General features: G+C 48.5%; 15 protein-coding genes. 7 read left to right on the top strand and 8 right to left on the bottom strand.

The genetic code is table 11. From position 1 onward, the window contains the following. Nucleotides 1–5: 5 nt before the first annotated feature. Both ATL39_RS13405 and ATL39_RS13410 read left to right on the top strand, forming a co-directional pair. The gene (locus tag ATL39_RS13405; protein WP_120193861.1) at nucleotides 6–1,082 is read left to right on the top strand and encodes an ABC transporter ATP-binding protein; all 1,077 of its coding nucleotides are present in this window, start codon (nucleotides 6–8) and stop codon (nucleotides 1,080–1,082) included. Beyond that, a complete protein-coding gene (locus ATL39_RS13410) occupies nucleotides 1,072–2,775 on the top strand; it encodes an adenine deaminase C-terminal domain-containing protein (RefSeq protein ID WP_120193862.1) in 1,704 nt (567 codons plus the stop codon). The genes ATL39_RS13405 and ATL39_RS13410 overlap by 11 nt, the downstream gene beginning before the upstream one ends. A 56-nt stretch (nucleotides 2,776–2,831) precedes the next feature. On the opposite strand, the gene ATL39_RS13415 is transcribed toward ATL39_RS13410, so the two are convergent. From ATL39_RS13415 to licT, 3 genes are all read right to left on the bottom strand, one after another. Beyond that, nucleotides 2,832–4,265, bottom strand: coding sequence for a glycoside hydrolase family 1 protein (locus tag ATL39_RS13415; RefSeq protein WP_120193863.1), 1,434 nt, complete (start codon nucleotides 4,263–4,265; stop codon nucleotides 2,832–2,834). Nucleotides 4,266–4,321: 56 nt separating this feature from the next. Beyond that, nucleotides 4,322–6,280, bottom strand: coding sequence for a beta-glucoside-specific PTS transporter subunit IIABC (locus ATL39_RS13420; RefSeq protein ID WP_120193864.1), 1,959 nt, complete (start codon nucleotides 6,278–6,280; stop codon nucleotides 4,322–4,324). A 146-nt stretch (nucleotides 6,281–6,426) separates the two neighbouring features. Then, entirely contained in the window at nucleotides 6,427–7,254 is an 828-nt protein-coding gene (gene licT / locus ATL39_RS13425; protein ID WP_120193865.1) for a BglG family transcription antiterminator LicT, read from the bottom strand. Between the two features lie 313 nt (nucleotides 7,255–7,567). Between licT and ATL39_RS13430 the strand changes: the two genes are divergently transcribed. Genes ATL39_RS13430 through ATL39_RS13445 form a run of 4 tightly spaced genes read left to right on the top strand, consistent with a single transcriptional unit; the run spans nucleotide 7,568 to nucleotide 11,708 of the window. Further along, nucleotides 7,568–9,001, top strand: coding sequence for an amidase (locus tag ATL39_RS13430; RefSeq protein WP_120193866.1), 1,434 nt, complete (start codon nucleotides 7,568–7,570; stop codon nucleotides 8,999–9,001). Between the two features lie 18 nt (nucleotides 9,002–9,019). After that, nucleotides 9,020–10,231: a M20 metallopeptidase family protein gene (locus ATL39_RS13435; RefSeq protein ID WP_120193986.1), complete on the top strand. Its 1,212-nt coding sequence runs from the start codon at nucleotides 9,020–9,022 to the stop codon at nucleotides 10,229–10,231. A gap of 36 nt (nucleotides 10,232–10,267) precedes the next feature. Beyond that, nucleotides 10,268–10,978 (top strand): DUF5058 family protein, encoded by a 711-nt coding sequence (locus ATL39_RS13440; RefSeq protein ID WP_120193867.1) that lies wholly within the window; start codon nucleotides 10,268–10,270, stop codon nucleotides 10,976–10,978. A gap of 22 nt (nucleotides 10,979–11,000) precedes the next feature. Then, nucleotides 11,001–11,708, top strand: a complete 708-nt coding sequence (locus tag ATL39_RS13445; protein ID WP_120193868.1) for a small-conductance mechanosensitive channel — start codon at nucleotides 11,001–11,003, stop codon at nucleotides 11,706–11,708. Between the two features lie 79 nt (nucleotides 11,709–11,787). Here the strand turns inward: ATL39_RS13445 and ATL39_RS13450 are convergent, their stop codons facing one another. Then, nucleotides 11,788–12,273, bottom strand: coding sequence for a hypothetical protein (locus tag ATL39_RS13450; RefSeq protein ID WP_120193869.1), 486 nt, complete (start codon nucleotides 12,271–12,273; stop codon nucleotides 11,788–11,790). 153 nt (nucleotides 12,274–12,426) lie between these two features. Between ATL39_RS13450 and ATL39_RS13455 the strand changes: the two genes are divergently transcribed. Next, a complete protein-coding gene (locus ATL39_RS13455; RefSeq protein WP_120193870.1) occupies nucleotides 12,427–12,789 on the top strand; it encodes a cyclic-phosphate processing receiver domain-containing protein in 363 nt (120 codons plus the stop codon). A gap of 104 nt (nucleotides 12,790–12,893) precedes the next feature. Here the strand turns inward: ATL39_RS13455 and ATL39_RS13460 are convergent, their stop codons facing one another. The 4 genes from ATL39_RS13460 to ATL39_RS13475 are packed head-to-tail and all read right to left on the bottom strand — an operon-like array spanning nucleotide 12,894 to nucleotide 16,831. Beyond that, nucleotides 12,894–13,721 (bottom strand): ABC transporter ATP-binding protein, encoded by an 828-nt coding sequence (locus ATL39_RS13460; protein WP_120193871.1) that lies wholly within the window; start codon nucleotides 13,719–13,721, stop codon nucleotides 12,894–12,896. Next, nucleotides 13,721–14,752: a FecCD family ABC transporter permease gene (locus tag ATL39_RS13465; protein ID WP_425453021.1), complete on the bottom strand. Its 1,032-nt coding sequence runs from the start codon at nucleotides 14,750–14,752 to the stop codon at nucleotides 13,721–13,723. The genes ATL39_RS13460 and ATL39_RS13465 overlap by 1 nt, the downstream gene beginning before the upstream one ends. After that, a complete protein-coding gene (locus tag ATL39_RS13470) occupies nucleotides 14,752–15,789 on the bottom strand; it encodes a FecCD family ABC transporter permease (protein WP_120193873.1) in 1,038 nt (345 codons plus the stop codon). Before ATL39_RS13470 ends, ATL39_RS13465 begins: the two co-directional genes overlap by 1 nt. Beyond that, entirely contained in the window at nucleotides 15,782–16,831 is a 1,050-nt protein-coding gene (locus ATL39_RS13475) for an iron-siderophore ABC transporter substrate-binding protein (protein WP_211326991.1), read from the bottom strand. Before ATL39_RS13475 ends, ATL39_RS13470 begins: the two co-directional genes overlap by 8 nt. Nucleotides 16,832–17,033: the final 202 nt, after the last annotated feature.

A 17,033-nucleotide genomic window follows, 5' to 3' on the forward strand; every position in this document is an offset into this window, starting at 1 on the left:
TTACTATGTCACATGTTTCCCTGCAAAACGTAGCCGTGGCCTATCAAAAAACAAATATATTGGAAAACTTCAACCTTGATATTCCGGAAGGAGAACTCGTTTCCCTTCTCGGCCCGAGCGGCTGCGGGAAAACGACCACACTCCGTCTTGTAGCTGGATTTCTGCAGTCCCATCAGGGAAGTATCCAGGTTGGCGGAAAAGATTATACTACCGTTCCGGTAAACAAGCGCAACTTTGGCTTTGTATTTCAGAACTATGCCCTCTTCCCCCATATGTCTATCTTCGATAATATTGCATTCGGCCTGCGCCAGCGGAAAGTGTCCAAAAAAGACACATACACAAAGGTGATGGAAATGCTTGAGCTCGTCGGCTTGCAGCACTTTGAAAACCGCTTTCCCAAGGAGCTTTCCGGGGGCCAGAAGCAGCGCGTCGCTATTGCGCGGGCGCTCGTCATCAATCCGGACCTGCTTTTATTTGATGAACCGCTCAGCAACCTCGATGCGAATCTGCGGGTCAGTATGCGCTCGGAAATCCGCCGCATCCAGCAGGAATCGGGAATTGCTGCTATTTATGTATCTCATGATCAGGAAGAATGCTTTTCCATTTCCGACCGGGTCGCGATTATGAACAAAGGCGTGATTGAACAGCTCGATCACCCTGCAGCTATATACCACCGGCCCCGTACGTCTTTTGTGGCTTCTTTTATCGGATTTAAAAATTTCCTCCGCTTTGACCGGCGCAGTGAAAATGGCCAAAAACCTATTTTTTATAAAGGAGACAGCACGTTTGCCGTCTCTTATGAAAAAGACACGGGCAGTATGACCGGAGTAATCCGTCCGGACGATATCCGCATTAAACCAGCCGGACCGCCTGTAACGGAAAACGAACTGAGCGGTACAATTATTACCGCTATTTTTCTTGGCAGAAGTTATCAGTATGAAGTCAAGACCGAGCACGGCAGCTTCACAGCCAATCAGGAAATGACCATTCCCTTTCAGAGCGGAGATTCAGTGGTACTGGATATGCCGCCCCACAAATGGGTGCTCGTGGAAGAATCGGAGGTTCCGTCTTATGCAGGTTGATACACTTATTCTCGGGGCCCGCGTTTTCAACAGCTATATCAAGCGCTTCGAGGTGAAAAACGCAGCGCTGCTCGATAGTCGTTTTTTCTACATCGGCGATCGGGGCCCAGCTGATTTTCAGGCAGACTCAGTGGTTCATGCAGAAGGCAAATGGATGATTCCAGGCCTGATCGATATTCATCTGCATATTGAAAGCTCGATGGTCTCCCCTGCTGTTTTTTCTGAAGCTTTATTGGAGCGCGGAATAACTACCATTGTTCCCGAGCCGCATGAAATGGCCAATGTGTTCGGCCTGGAAGGGGTGCAGCAGATGATCAACGTCAGCCGGGAATGCGCAGTGGATATGTTTTATGCCATTCCAAGCTCCGTTCCGGCAACCGATTGGGAAACGACGGGAGGCTCTATCGCGATCGAGGACGTGGAGACCTTAATTCAGTCGGAGTCTGTGGCCTGTATGGGAGAAATTATGAATTACAACGATATCGTCCAGCAGAAAAACGGACGGACGCTGGAACTGCTGGATTATCTTCGCCGCCATCACCCTGCGATGATTATCGAAGGGCACGTCCCCCGGCTGATGGATCTGGATCTGCAGCGGATGCTGTATGCCGGCGTGAACTCCGACCATACCCACCAGACCGTGGAAGGGCTGGAAGAGCGTATTAAAGCGGGTATGTTTGTAGAGATTCAGGAAAAATCAATGTCGGCACCGGTGATGGACTATTTAATACAGGAAGACGTTAACGAACACTTCTGCTTTGTGACCGATGACATTATGCCGGACGATCTGCATCGGACCGGCCACCTGGATATGATTCTCCGCAAAGCGGTACGGATGGGGATGAGCCCGGAGGATGCCTTATATGCATGCACCTTCACACCCGCGCGCCGCATGGGATTCAGTGACCGCGGCGCCATTAAGGCAGGAAGCAACGCGGACTTTGTACTGCTGAACGATCTGGAGACGTTTACTGTGGACCGTGTTTATAAAAATGGAAAGCCTTCAGTCCCATATCAGGCAGTGGATTCAGACCGTAAAGCTTTTCCTGATTCTTTCTATAAAAGCATCCGCCTTTCCGATTTATCAGGAGATGATTTTCGTATTCCTGTGTTGACAACGGATGTTTCATCGCTGCAGCGGGTCATTATGGTAAAGGACGGCTCTACATTTACGACGGAAGAGCAACACGACATTACTGTCTCCGGACAGGAGCTGCTGTGGGAAAACAGCTCCTTTGGCCTGCTTTCCACTTTTGAACGCTACGGCAGGAACGGAAACCATTCCCACGTTCTCATAGGCGGCGATGTTCTTGACCGCGGAGCCGTGGCTACGTCTTATTCCCACGATAACCATAATCTGCTCGTTGCCGGACACAGCGCTTCCGATATGGCGCTCGCGGCCAACGAGGTCATTGCTCACCAAGGCGGAATCTGTGTGGTTGAAAATGGCGAAGTGCTTGCCATGATCTATCTCCCTGTTGGGGGCATCCTGACCGAAGAACCATTACAGTCGTTTGCCCCAAAGGTGCAGAAGGTCCGCGATGCCTTGAAGCAGTTGGGGTACCGCCATTACAATCCTTTTATGTCTCTCAGTACCCTCTCCCTGCCGGTCAGCCCGGCGCTGAAGCTAACGGACCAGGGACTGATAGATGTACAGAAGGGCTGTATTGTATCCACCGCTGTAAACGACTAGAAAGCCGTTTTTATAAAGAAAAAGGGACAAGCCTGACACGGCTTGTCCCTTCGTTTTTATAAAATTTCCCCGTTGCTGTTAATAACATCTTTGTACCAGAAAAATGACTTTTTCCTGCTTCGTTCCATCGTTCCGCTTCCATCGTCGTGCTTATCGACGTAGATAAAGCCGTACCTTTTCGAATATTCTCCTGAAGAAGCACTTACTAAATCAATGCATCCCCACGATGTATATCCGATCAGATCCACTCCATCTTCAATCGCTTCCCCCATTGCCTGAATGTGGCCGCGCAGGTAATCTATGCGGTAATCGTCGATAATGCTTCCGTCTTCCTCCACCTTATCGTAGGCGCCGAGTCCATTTTCCACAACCATCAGCGGCTTCTGATAACGGCCGTACAGCTCGTTTAATGCCACGCGCAGGCCGGTCGGGTCAATTTCCCAGCCCCAGTCACTTGCTTTGAGGAATGGATTCTTCACTCCGCCGATCAGATTTCCTTCGCCGATTTCATCCGTTGTTTTTTCCTTTTTCTCCGTTCTCGACATGTAGTAGCTGAATGAAATAAAGTCTACCGTGCCTTCTTTAATCGTCTCCAGATCGCTTTCCTCCATTTCAATCTGAATGCCATTTTCCTTGAAATAGCGGTGGATGAATGCCGGATACTCGCCGCGGACATGAACATCGCCGCTGAAGAAATTAAACAGCCTTCCTTCTTCTAAAGCATGCATGACGTTTTCCGGGTTCGAATCGTAGGCATAGGTTGGAGCGTAAATCAACATGCAGCCAATCTGGGATTCCGGAATGATTTCGTGTCCAAGCTTTACTGCAATCGCACTGGCGACAAATTGGTGATGAAGCCCCTGGAAGCTTTCCTGAAGGCGCGTTTCCTCGCTCGTCGGCGAGAATCCAAGGCCAAACAACGGAAAGTGGGTGGCGCCATTGATTTCATTAAACGTCAGCCAGTATTTCACTTTATCTTTATAGCGGTTAAACAGAACGGTTACATAACGCTCAAAGAAAGCGATCAGCTTTCGGTTTTTCCAGCCGCCGTATTCTTTAATCAGATGCAGCGGCGTTTCGTAATGGGCAATCGTTACGAGCGGTTCGATCCCGTGTTTATGAAGCTCATCAAAGACGCGGTCATAAAAAGCCAGCCCTTCTTCATTCGGCTCGTGCTCATCTCCATTTGGAAAAATACGGCTCCACGCAATACTCATGCGGTATACTTTGAATCCCATTTCCGCAAAAAGCGCAATGTCTTCTTTATAGCGGTGGTAAAAATCAACCGCTTCATGATTGGGGTACGTGTATGTTTCTTTATCGATTTCAAAGTCAAAGCCCGGCTGGGTTAACAGCTTCATACGAACCTTTCCACCCGGCAGCACGTCTGCGAGATTCAGCCCTTTTCCTCCTTCAAGAGAAGCTCCTTCTACCTGATTGGCCGCTGTTGCGCCGCCCCACAAAAAATTATCCGGAAATTGTTTACCCATGATACTGCCTCCTATGAATGTTCTATCTCTATTTTTAGTTTCCAGTTGTTTCTTTATTACACACTAACATCTCTTAACGTATTATCGACTGTTTCAGTGTCGGCTTCATCTGATGCCTCAATATTCATCAACAGCTCTCCTGTGCGGACCTCGTTTTCTGTTGTTACTTCCAGTTCAGCAAAGCTGCCGTGATTTGTAATAATTACAGGAGTTACGATATCATAGCCTGCTTTTCCAATGGCATCTATATCAAATTCTACAAGCAGATCGCCTGCATTTACTCTCTCTCCCTGGGTGACGTGCGCTGTAAAATGCTCCCCTTCAAGCTGCACAGTATCCATTCCGACGTGGATGAGAATATCCACTCCATCATCGGTAGTAATTCCAATAGCATGCCTGGTTTTAAACAGTGTGGTCACGATCCCGCCGGCCGGAGCATGTACGCGTCCTTCCGTCGGCAGTATGGCGATTCCTTTTCCCATTGCCTCTGATGCAAACACTTTGTCCGATACATCACTCAACGGAATGACCTGCCCTGTTAAAGGACTATCTACTGTCACTACTCTATTTACGGGACTAACAGCCTTATCATTTTTCTCCAGTGGCGTTTCCACTTTGTTAACACCGCCGAAGAAATAAGTGAGAACAAAAGCTAAAATAAAGGCTACAATCACCGCGCCGATAATCGCCCAGAAAGCAGCATTCATGTCTTCTTCCGGATTAATATAGCTTGGGAAGCCAAATACTCCAAGGCCGCCGATAAGATAAGCCTGTGTGCCGAAGAACCCTGTAATACCACCGCCAACGCCGGCTGCGATGCAGCTGAAAATAAATGGCTTTTTCTTTGGCAGAGTGATTCCGTAAATAGCCGGCTCGGTTACTCCAAATATCGCCGAGATAAAGGCCGGAGGGGAAAGAGTTTTCAGTTTTTGATTTTTTGTTCTTAACCAGATGCCCAGCACAGCTGCTGCCTGTGCAAAGGAGGCAGTGAACATAGCCACTAATATCGGATCTGCGCCCAGTGTTGCTATATTATTAATCGCAACCGGAACCAGTCCCCAATGAAGACCGAAAATAACAAATACCTGCCAGAACGTACCGATCAAAATACCTGCCAGTATAGGACTCAGTCCATACACCCAGACGCTGCCCGCTCCGATCAAACCAGCAGCCCATGTTGCAACAGGTCCAATGACAATGAACGTTAACGGCACAGCTGCGAGAAGTGTAAATGTTGGAACGAGAAATGCTTTTACTACGCTTGGAATAATTGTGTTTAATTTAATCTCCACTTTTGCAGCGAAAAACGCTGCCAGAATTATCGGGATAACGCTGGAAGAATACGTCATTAAAATAACAGGAATACCTAAAAATTCAATAAACACCGGTGATTCAAACAACGTTCCTGCAAATAAGGTATACAGCGGATCTCCCGCCTGAAGAGCTGTCAGGTCCGGATAAAGCAGAGCAGAACCAATGACTACGCCGAGCAGTGGGCTTCCTCCGAACTTCTTCATGGCCGTATAGCCGAGCAGCACAGGCAGGAAGTAGAACAGCGCGTCACCCGTCGCGTTTAGTATCTGGTAAGTACCGCCGGTATTGTTGAGCCAGCCGAGCGCTACGAATAGTGCAGTGAATCCTTTAATCATACCTGCCGCTACGAGCACACCGAGGATCGGTGTAAATATGCCGGCAATTAAATCAATAAACCGCGAAAACAAGTTTCCTTTATCTTCTTTTTCTTCATTATTAGAGTCTTGTTTTTCCGTAAAATTACCTAGCGCCGTTACTTCTTTATACACGTCCGGTACGTGATTGCCGATGACTACCTGATACTGGCCGCCGCTTTTCATTACGGTTACTACCCCGTCCAGATTTTTCAATTCCTCCGTATTTGCTTTGGATTCATCTTTCAGCTTAAAACGAAGTCTCGTAATACAATGAAACACACTATTTACGTTATTTTTACCGCCTACCAGATCCAATATTTTCCCCGCTAATTCTTTATGACTCATTTCCTGCACCTCCCGATAATTTGAAATTCATTTTTTTCAAAGAAAAAAACCTAAACTACGGGAAAGACAGGAGATATCACGCCTGTGTTTTCCGTAGTTTAGGTTTTGCCTCCAACATGAGTTACAACCCTAAAGGGTAAACCTATTCAATTGTGCACGACCCGTTCGATGTGAATCGTTAAGTAAAGAATTTCTTCTTCCGTAAACTCGTACTGATACTGCTTTTCCATAAACTTTTTGACTTTTAAGGAGCATTGATAGGCTTCCGGGTATTTCTCAATAATGATATGCAGCAGATCATTTTTCTTATCTTTATAATGCTCTCCCCGGACCAGCCGGTGCGCAAAAAACTTCAGGTGCGTAATAAAACGATGGTAGTTTAACGAATTTTCATCAAATTCTATTTTAAAGCTGTACTTCACAATCGTGAGAATATCCTGAATTACCTTTGTTATGTCGAGCGTGTTCATCATTTCCTCATTCAGCTGGGCGTTGACCAGATGCAGTGCAATAAAGCCTGCTTCATCTTCCGGAAGAACGACGTTGAAGCGGTCAAAGATCATATTCAACGCTTCCATCCCCACTTCATATTCTTCTTTGTAGAGATTTTTTGTCTCCCAGAGGAGGCCGTTTTTAATAGCTAACCCTTTAGTATGACGCTCTACCGCAAAATGAATGTGATCGGTCAGGGAAATATAGATGCTGTCGTTCAGCTTTTTACCGAGCTGCAGCCTGGCGTACTGAATGATTTCCTCGGAAATCTCCATGTAGTCCAAAGGGAGTTCAGCAATCAGGTCTTTAAACTTTTTTGTAATATCCTTGTCTTCTGAAGTGAAGATTTTTTCTACTTTGGCTTCATCAATGTCTTCTTTTACTTTTTTGTTAAAAGCAACTCCCCGTCCCATGACAATCACTTCCTGCTTGTCCTTTACAGAGACTACTACATTGTTATTAAGTATCTTGCTGATCTTCACTTCTCCCACCCCCGATAAACAAAAAAGACAAAACCACCCTTAATAAAAAGGAGTCGGTTTTGCCTGATTTAACAGTTACAATCCGTAATGTATTCGCTTACAAAGATCATATAATACTATCACATGAGATGCAACTGTTTTTTTATTATTCTGTGAAAAATGTTGGGATATTCTTTCTATATCTCCCTTTTTAAAAACATCAGCGGGCGTCAGATTTGTTGTCAGAAAATTTGCAACGATCGTTGTTTTCTTATTTTGCTTCCCTTAACATAAACAACTACATACCATACCGACTAAATGGAGGAGGAACCGCATGGATGATACGCTGCTTTACCAATCTGCTTCGAAGCTGGCTCATATTATTCAACAGCGGGAGCTTTCGGCTAGAGAATTAATGGAAGCTTCCTTTTCCCGAATCCGCTCGATTAACCCTCATATTAATGCGATTGTCTCACTGGATGAGGAGCGGGCCCTTCAGGGAGCAGATGAAGCCGACCGAGCGCTCGCTTCCGGCGCTGTGACAGGTCCCTTTCACGGACTTCCGATTGCGGTAAAAGATACCCATCATGCCGAAGGTTTTCCGACTACTTTCGGGTCGCTCGCTTTTAAAGATCATATTCCCACAAGCGACGACCTGATCACGGAGCGGTTAAAACAGGCCGGTGCCATCGTGATCGGTAAAACCAACGTGCCTGAGTTTGCTGCCGGCTCCCATACCTTTAACCAGGTGTTCGGTACGACGCGAAATCCCTATGATCTTACGAAAACCGCAGGCGGAAGCAGCGGCGGAGCTGCCGCTTCAGTGGCTTCCGGACTAATTCCGTTTGCCGACGGGAGTGACATGGGAGGCTCGCTTCGTTTTCCGGCTGCCTTCAATAATGTTGTCGGGCTTCGCCCCTCTCCCGGCCGGCTCCCGATGTATCCAAAAGCCGCCCCTTTTTCCCCGCTCGCTGTCCAGGGACCGATTACACGCAGTACAGAAGATGCGTTCTTTATGCTCTCCACGCTGGCAGGTCCTGACCCGCGTGCGCCGATCTCGATTGAAGAGCCGGGCAGTGTATTCACAAAGCCGCTTCACGATGACATTTCCGGCATGAAGATTGCCTGGTCGGCGGATTCCGGCGGCCAGCTGCCGGTCGATCCGGAAATCCAGCGTGTGTTTAAAGAGCAGCTTTCTATTTTTGAAAAAGACCTGGGCTGCGAGATGGAAGAAGCCTGCCCTTCTTTTCAGGAGGCAGAGGAAGCCTTTCAGATACTAAGAGCCTGGGAGTTTGAGCTCACTTATAAAGACATTGTCAACACGCACGGAGAGCTGTTAAAAGACAGCTTCATGACTAATTTTCAAAAAGGACAGCGTCTCACCGGACCGGATATCGGCCGGGCGGAACAGCTCCGCCATAACCTGTATCACCGGCTCCGGCTGTTTTTTGAAACCTACGACGCGCTTTTGCTGCCGGTCAGCCAGGTGGTTCCTTTTTCCGCTGATATTGAATATCCGTCTTCCATTAATGGCCTGCCAATGAATTCCTACCTGGACTGGATGAAGTCATGCTATTACATTTCCGCGGCCGGCAATCCAGCTCTGTCCATTCCGGGAGGATTTACGGCAGATCACCTGCCGACCGGACTGCAGATAGTAGGCCCTCACCATGCGGATTACGAAGTGCTCCGAATCGGCCAGGCTTTTGAAAAAGCAGCGGCTTACGGAGAAAAACGTCCGGTCTTTCCTGCTGTAACCAACGAATAAAAAAGAGGAGCTGTTATGATGCTGGATCCATTATTTGATCAACTCGAAGACCTGCTGCCGGAAATGAGTGCATTCCGCCGGGATCTGCACATGTTCCCCGAGCTGTCGCACCATGAAACAGAAACGCCTAAAAAGGTAGCCGCCTATTTAAGCGAACTGGGCCTCGAAGTAAAAACCGGCGTCGGCGGCCGCGGTGTTGTCGGCATTCTGCGCGGCGATAAACCCGGAAAAACCGTTGCGCTGCGGGCTGATTTTGATGCCCTGCCGATTCAGGAAGAAAACGATGTTCCGTACAAATCGCGGATTGACGGCGTGATGCACGCCTGCGGCCACGATATTCACACCGGGGCTCTGCTGGGAACTGCCGCCGTACTGTCTAAAAATAAAGACATGCTGGAAGGCACCGTTGTGTTTTTACATCAGTTCGCAGAAGAAGTCATTCCAGGAGGCGCCAAGTCGATGATTGATGACGGCTGCCTGGATGGAGTTGATGTGGTCTACGGAGCCCACGTCTCTTCTCTTCACCCGCTCGGCACCATCGGCCTCAAGGAAAAAAATGCTATGGCCTGCGGAGATACGTTTGAAATTGAGATTTCCGGACGCGGCGGTCATGCGGCTACCCCCCACTTAACCATCGATCCATTAATGGTTGGAAGCCAGATGATGATCAACCTTCAGCAGATTGTCAGCCGCCAGGTGGATCCCGTTAAACCGGCGGTTGTTTCGGTTACCGCTTTTAACGGAGGTGACAGCTATAACGTTATCCCCGATAGTGCAAGAATTCAGGGCACGGTCCGCACGTTTGATAATGACGTCCGCGATGCGATTGAGAAATCAATGGAGTCTATCGTCACCACTACCGGCGAAGGCCTTGGAGCACACGTGGATTTCACCTACACGAGAGGCTATCCCGCTGTCTGGAACCACCCAGAAGAAACGAAGCGCTTAGAGAAGGTCGCGCAGAACACGCCGGGAGTGGAACAGATTGAATACATTCAGGAACAGATGGGGATGGAGGATTTTGCCTACTACCTGCTGGAGCGTCCCGGCACCTTCTTCTGGGTAGGCGGCGCTCCCGCCGGCGAACCTATTTATCCGCATCACCATCCGAGATTTGATATTGATGAGCGCTCGATGGTCGACATTGGCAGGCTGTTTATCGGTACGGTTTATCAATATCTGTCCGGGGTGGAAGAACAGGCACAGCCGGAAACTGCCCGCGCGGAATAATACGTGCACCGCTGACAAACAAAGGAGGAGAACCCTATGAATAGTGATGTAATGGCGCTTGCCAACAGCGCTCCGCTGTGGATTATGGCTTTTATTGTAGTAAGCATCGTCATTTTTCAGGGCATCGTGTTTTTAAGGCTTTCGATCAAAACGGCACCCGAGATCGGCATGAGCTCCGACGAAGTAAAAAGCTCCATCAAAACCGGATTCATCAGTTCTCTCGGTCCCTCCTTCGGTATCGCAATCGTTGTTGTATCACTTCTGGCCCTTCTCGGCTCTCCGATTACGCTGATGCGGATCGGAATTATCGGGTCAGCTGCTACAGAATCAGCCGCGGCCGGTATCGGTGCAGACGTATTTGGCGTTGAGCTCGGAGGAGCCGGTTTTAACGAACAGGCCTTTACGACCGTCGTATGGACCATGTGTATCGGCGGAACCGGCTGGCTGATTTTTACCGCTCTGTTCACCAAATCCCTCGGTTCGTTTCAGAAAAAAGTCGTAAATAAAAATGCAAAAGCAATGGGCCTTGTCTCCACCGCCGCGATGCTCGGTGCTTTCGGCTATCTGGCAAGTGATGCCATGACCGGCGGCATAAGCTACATTGTGACCGGAATTATTTCAGCTGCTGTGATGATGCTTCTCATGTTTGCCTCGCAGCGGCTTGAGGTGAACTGGCTGAAAGAATGGGCGCTCGGGATTGCTCTTGTTATCGGCATGACCGGTGGTTACATGACGAGTATTCTTTAAAAACGAAAGGGGTATATGATCGATGGGAATGAACCAGGAACATGTGAATGCCCGCTCAGTACCGGCCCCGGCAAAAGCGGCCGGCATGGATCTTTTTCACGAAAAAGCCCACTTTTGGGGACGCACAACGCTCTGGCTATTAATCGTTGCCTGCCTGCTGCCGCCGCTCTACTTATCCTTTGGGCTGGGTTATCACCCGGGCTGGGGTGTTATTTTAGCCGGAGTGGTCGGATACGCCGCCTTTATCGGTATTATGTGGGTGCTCGAACCGATCACCTACTACCCGACGCTCGGCATTGCCGGAACCTATATGGCCTTTCTGACCGGTAATATCGCGAACATGTGCCTACCCTGCTCGGCCGCGGCGCAAAATGCTATTGGGGCCGAACCCGGCACGAAGAAAGCCGAAATTGCCGGCGCTCTTGGGATTGCTATTGCCTCTCTCGTTAACATTGCCGTCATTATCAGCATCATTCTCGGCGGCTCCTACGTCATCACCATGCTGCCGGCACAGGTGGAAAGCGCGTTTGCTTTCGTGCTCCCGGCCATATTCGGCGGAGTACTCGGACAGTTTGCCTACAAGAATCCGCTTTACGGCGCGATTGCCCTTGCGATTGGCGCAGCCGTTGTGTTCTCGCCGATTTTCAGCCTGATTAAAATTGTTATCTGCGTCGTGCTTACGATTGCGATTGTACTGTTTCTGGAACGAAAGAATTTAAAAGAAGCGTAAAGAAACAGCCCTTCCACTTATAGAGAAGGGCTGTTTTTTTTGATTTAATTAGCCTATGAATATAAATTTTCATTTCAGCTCAAAGTATTCCCAGATCAAAAAGTAAATTATCCATACTTTTAGGATTCTCTACTATTACCGTATTATCACTTTGAACCCACATACAAACAAATTGTAATTTTTGAACTGTATTTTTCACTTTATTATATTCAATTCTAATTCTCTCAATATCTGGATTTGCAAGTATGTATATATTATCCCACTCAGAGTTCGCTGCTTCATACTTCATTAGTGTATATATTTGTTTAGCCATATGATTCACTAATTGTCCCTGATCAAACACTTCATCATCAGCAGCGCTATTTTTTCGTGATCCTTTTGATTCTACATAAATGCTAACGTTATTTTTTTTAGCTTTTACATCTACTCCATGCTGTCTTCCTGTTAACGGAGTCTCACAGTCAAACCCCTTACTTATTAGAAAACTTGCGACCGCTTGATTCACTGTGTCTTCATTCATTAAAAACGCATCAGGTTTTCTTAAATTTCTATTATTCACAGGCATTGGTCTATCTCCTCTAAAAATTTTATAATTAATCATTAAATGTATATTTCTATCCTATCATTCCCATGTAAGATATCTAAAAAGATTTTTTCATTTTAGTACCCTGCAAATTTTATATGCTATTATATGTAAAACAAGAAATGAGGTGCTTCTATGAGCGAAAGCCTAAACTTGTACGTAGATGATTTAAGAGACTGCCCAGAGGGGTTTATTGTGGCCCGAACGGCAGACGAAGCTATTCGTTACCTGGAAAATCACCCCATCAATATTCTATCGCTGGACCATGATTTAGGCGAGGACACGGAAGGTCAGCTTCCTCCAACCGGCTATGACCTGGTTAAAATCTTCTGTGAAAAAGGGTACCACGCAAATAAAATTTACATGCATACCGACAACGGCGTCGGCCGTGAGAATATGTATCAAACGCTCAAGGGAGCCCAGCGCCGCGGTTTTATTTCTGATGATATTGAAATCTACCATTACTCTATTACAGAAAACAAATACTCCGGCGACTAGCCGAATGATACTACTTTACACTCGACTTCCATATTGTCCATTTCTTCCTATACAAAAATACAAAAAAGCCATAGACCTTTTCTATGGCTTTTCATCTATTACTTTTATAAAAATCTCCTGTTCTTTTCCTTCTGTTCTGTATGATACCTTCCCTTTGGCACGACCAGCGGCGAACGTGACACCGGGTCTTCGATCACGAGGCAGTCCAGGTTGTAGATATCCTTAATCAACTCTTCTGTAATTACTTCTGAGGGGCTTCCTTCTGCTATCAGCTGTCCCTGCCGCAGCGCAAAAATATGATCGGCATAGCGTGCCGCCAGGTTCACGTCATGCAGCACCATTACAATCGTGGTGCCGTACTTCTGGTTCAGGTCCGTCAGCAGATCCAGTATTTCCACCTGATAGGTAATGTCCAGAAACGTCGTCGGCTCATCCAAAAACAGAATGTCCGTCTGCTGGGTTAACGCCATCGCAATCCATACCCGCTGCCGCTGCCCGCCGGACAGTTCATCAATGTTACGGTCGGCAAGCTCGGTAATATTCATCGTTTCCATCGCTTCGGCGATCGCTTCATAATCCTCTTTCGTCCACCCTTTTAAAAACGACTGGTGGGGAAACCTTCCCCGCCCGACCAGGTCGGCTACGGTGATTCCTTCCGGCACGATCGGAGACTGCGGAAGGAGTCCTACAATCCGGGCCAGCTGCTTGGACGGTATTTTATGAATCGCTTTGCCGTCCAGCGTAATGTTCCCCTTTTTCGGCTTAAGAAGCCGTGCCATCGTTTTTAACAAAGTGGACTTGCCACAGGCGTTTGCCCCAATGATCGTATTTATTTGGTTGCTGCAGATCTCTACATCAATGTGATCCAATATCATTTTCTGGTCATATCCTGCCACAATCTGTTCGGTCTGAAACTGATGCGCTGATTTCATTATAAATTTCCCCTCCGGTTCATTTGGATAAGCAGGAACAGTAAAAAGGGAGCTCCGAGAACCCCGGTAATAATACCGACGGGAAACCTCGTGCCAAACGCAAACTGGCCGAGCAGGTCCGCCCCGAGCACCAGGTTCATGCCAAGCAGTCCGGCTGGAATCACGCTTGACGAGCTGCCGCCGATCAGCCGTTTGGCGATCGGTCCTGCCAGAAATGCTACAAACGCAATCGGTCCTGTGACGGAAGTAGCCAGTGCGATCATACAGACAGAGCTTACAATAAGCAGGATTCTCGTAACGTTCGTATTCAACCCCAGCGCTACGGCTGCCTGATCTCCGAGTTCCAATATACTCAAATGGCGGCTGAGCCCGATAACAATCGGCGCGCAGATGGCAATTCCAATAAGCAGCGGAATCACCGCATCCAGCTGGGAGCCGTTCAGGCTTCCACTGAGCCAGCGCAGAGCCGCAGACAAATCCTCCTGCCTGCCGATCAGCTGCAGATATGATATAAAAGCGCCCAGCATCGCCTGAAAACTAATGCCGATCAGAATTAAACGACCTGTGGAAAAGGTGCCGATTCTCGCAAATCCGTAAATAAGCATCACGGTAACGAGCCCGGCCACTAAGGACGACATCGACACAACGGCGTTGCTCGTCTGCAGAACGAGAATACAGAACAGAGCCGCCGCACTGGAACCTGCGGTAATGCCCAGAATTTCCGGGTTCGCAAGCGGGTTGCGCAGCATCGTCTGGAATACGTTCCCCGCGATGCCAAATGCAAATCCGGCCAGCAGTCCGGCCAGCATCCGCGGCAGGCGGATCGTATTGATCGCAAACGAGGCGCCGTCAATCGATTCGCCCATAAGCGTGCGGATCACTACATCGATCGAATAGATCGTATTACCGAGCAGCAGCATCGTACTGCACAATACCAGCCCCAGCATCACAAGCAAGCTGTTTACGAGAAGCCAGCGCCTCTGCCGCTGCCGACGCTCTGCTTTTATAATATGAATCGTTTGTGTATTTATCATAGCGACCGCACCTTCATTCGAACCGCCAGGAAGATCAGCAGCGGCGCACCGATAAACGCGGTCACCACCCCTGCTTCGAGTTCCCCGGGGCTTCCGAGAAGTCTTCCGCTTATATCTGCGATCGTGAGCAGTATCGCTCCTGTCATCGCAGAAAGCGGAATAATAAATCGCAAATCAGGTCCCAGCAGCAGCCGGATAAAATGGGTGGACATCAGCCCGATAAAGCCGATCGGCCCCGCTAATGCTGTAGCAGCCCCGCATAAAATCACGCCTGCAAAAGCGGCGATGATGCGCAGAATACCCGTGCGTACGCCCTGGCCGGTGGCGACCTCGTCTCCCAGCGCCAGCGCATTTAACGCCGACGCCGAGCCAATCGCCAGGATAACCCCAATGACTAAAATCGGCAGAAACGTCAGAATGCTGTCCCAGCTCCCGGAGCCCACACTTCCCACCTGCCAGAAACGAAATTGATCCATAATATGGCCGCGCGGAAGAATAATCATGCTGATCAGCGAAGACAGGGCGGCACTGGTTGCAGCTCCTGCCAGCACCAGCTTTAAAGGCGTGGCCCCTGCAGGACCCATGGAGCCGATTCCGTACACGAACGCAGCCGTGATCAGGGCGCCGATGATCGCGACTGTGATGTATTCGCCGGCTGTACTGATATTCCAGAACGCGAGCCCCATCACTACAAACAAGGCAGCCCCGGTATTAACTCCGAGGATACTGGGATCCGCAATCGGATTACGGGTGACGGCCTGCATGAGTGCGCCGGATACGCCCAGGGCCGCGCCGCAGCACAAGCTGAAGACGGTCCGCGGAATACGTTCCTGAACAACACCCGCGCCGTAGGATTCCGCACCCGAAAAAGTCACGCCCGCGATTAATTCATCCCATGTGATCGTTCTGGCCCCGAAAATAAGCGAACAGGCAATACAAGCGATTAACAGAATAAAAGAAAAAAAGAGCACTGTGGTTAAGTGCTTCGGCATGTATACAGACAGCGCCTCTCTTTTTTTCCAGGTGCTATTCATTGGATTCATTTAACGTATCGTCAATCAGCTGTAAGTAATCATCAATCGTGTAGGAAATAGACAGTGCTGTCGGGGTACCGGAAGCACCTACAACGCTCTCCGCATCGACAAATGCTACATTTCCATTTTCAATGGCATCGATCTGGCCGAGCTGTGGATCCTCTTTTACCGCTTCATACAATGCTTCATCGCCGTATCCCATAATGATATCCACATCATCAAGTACGTCGGCATTCTCTGCGCTCAGCGTCATGGAAAACGCAGACTCGTCTTCAATCACGTTGTCCAGCCCTTCTGGATTCTCCAGACCAAGCTCATTTAAAAAGGAAACGCGCGGATCGGCCGGCGTGTAGAAATGCATCTCGGACAGGTCGTTTGCGGAGAAGTTAACCCAGGCTACAGTTTTGCCTTCGATATCCTCGTACTCGGCTGTTTTTTCTTCAATAAGCGATTCGGTATCGGCAATCAGCTGCTCGCCCTCTTCTTCCATTCCCATCCCTTTTGTATTAAGCGTAATCTGGTCGCGCCAGGACGTTGTCCACGGCGTTTCCGGATAAGCCACCACCGGGGCAATCTCACTCAAAAGGTCGTAGTCCTCCTGGGTGATCCCGGAGTATCCGGCTAAAATAACGTCCGGATTGCTGTCGGAGATCGCTTCGAAGTCCAGGCCGTCTGTATCCTGGAATACGTTCGGGTCTTCCACTTCAAGCTCATCCATCTTTTCCTGCGTCCACGGCAGCACGCCGTTCTCATTTACCGGTCCAAAGTTAGCCGCAGAAAAACCGACCGGCACTTCATCGAGGGCAAGAACAGTGTCCTGGTTTCCCCACTGAATCGTCGCTACCCGCTCCGGTGCTTCTTCAAGAACCGTTTCTCCAAACGCATGCTCAATGACGATCGACTCATCGGAACCGGACTCTTCAGAACCTGCCGCTTCGGAACCGGATTCCTCTCCTCCTCCGCATCCTGTTAATACAGCCGCCATGCCGGCTGATGCAATCGTAAGACTTAACATTTTTTTTGAATTTTTCCCTATCTTCATATGTACTTCCCCCATCAATTATATGTAGTGTAAAACTTTATGATGAAATTGATAATCATTATCAATAATATAGAATAGTATTCCATTATTGTCAAACCGTTTTGAATATTATATTTTTCCAACGCCGGAATGGAGATTTTTTCACAGGTGAATATTCCTAATATTAGTGTTCCTATCAAACGAAAAAAGTCTAAAGAACTAT

The sequence above is a fragment of the Sinobaca qinghaiensis genome (genome assembly GCF_003610495.1).
In the GTDB taxonomy this organism is placed as follows: domain Bacteria; phylum Bacillota; class Bacilli; order Bacillales; family Marinococcaceae; genus Sinobaca; species Sinobaca qinghaiensis.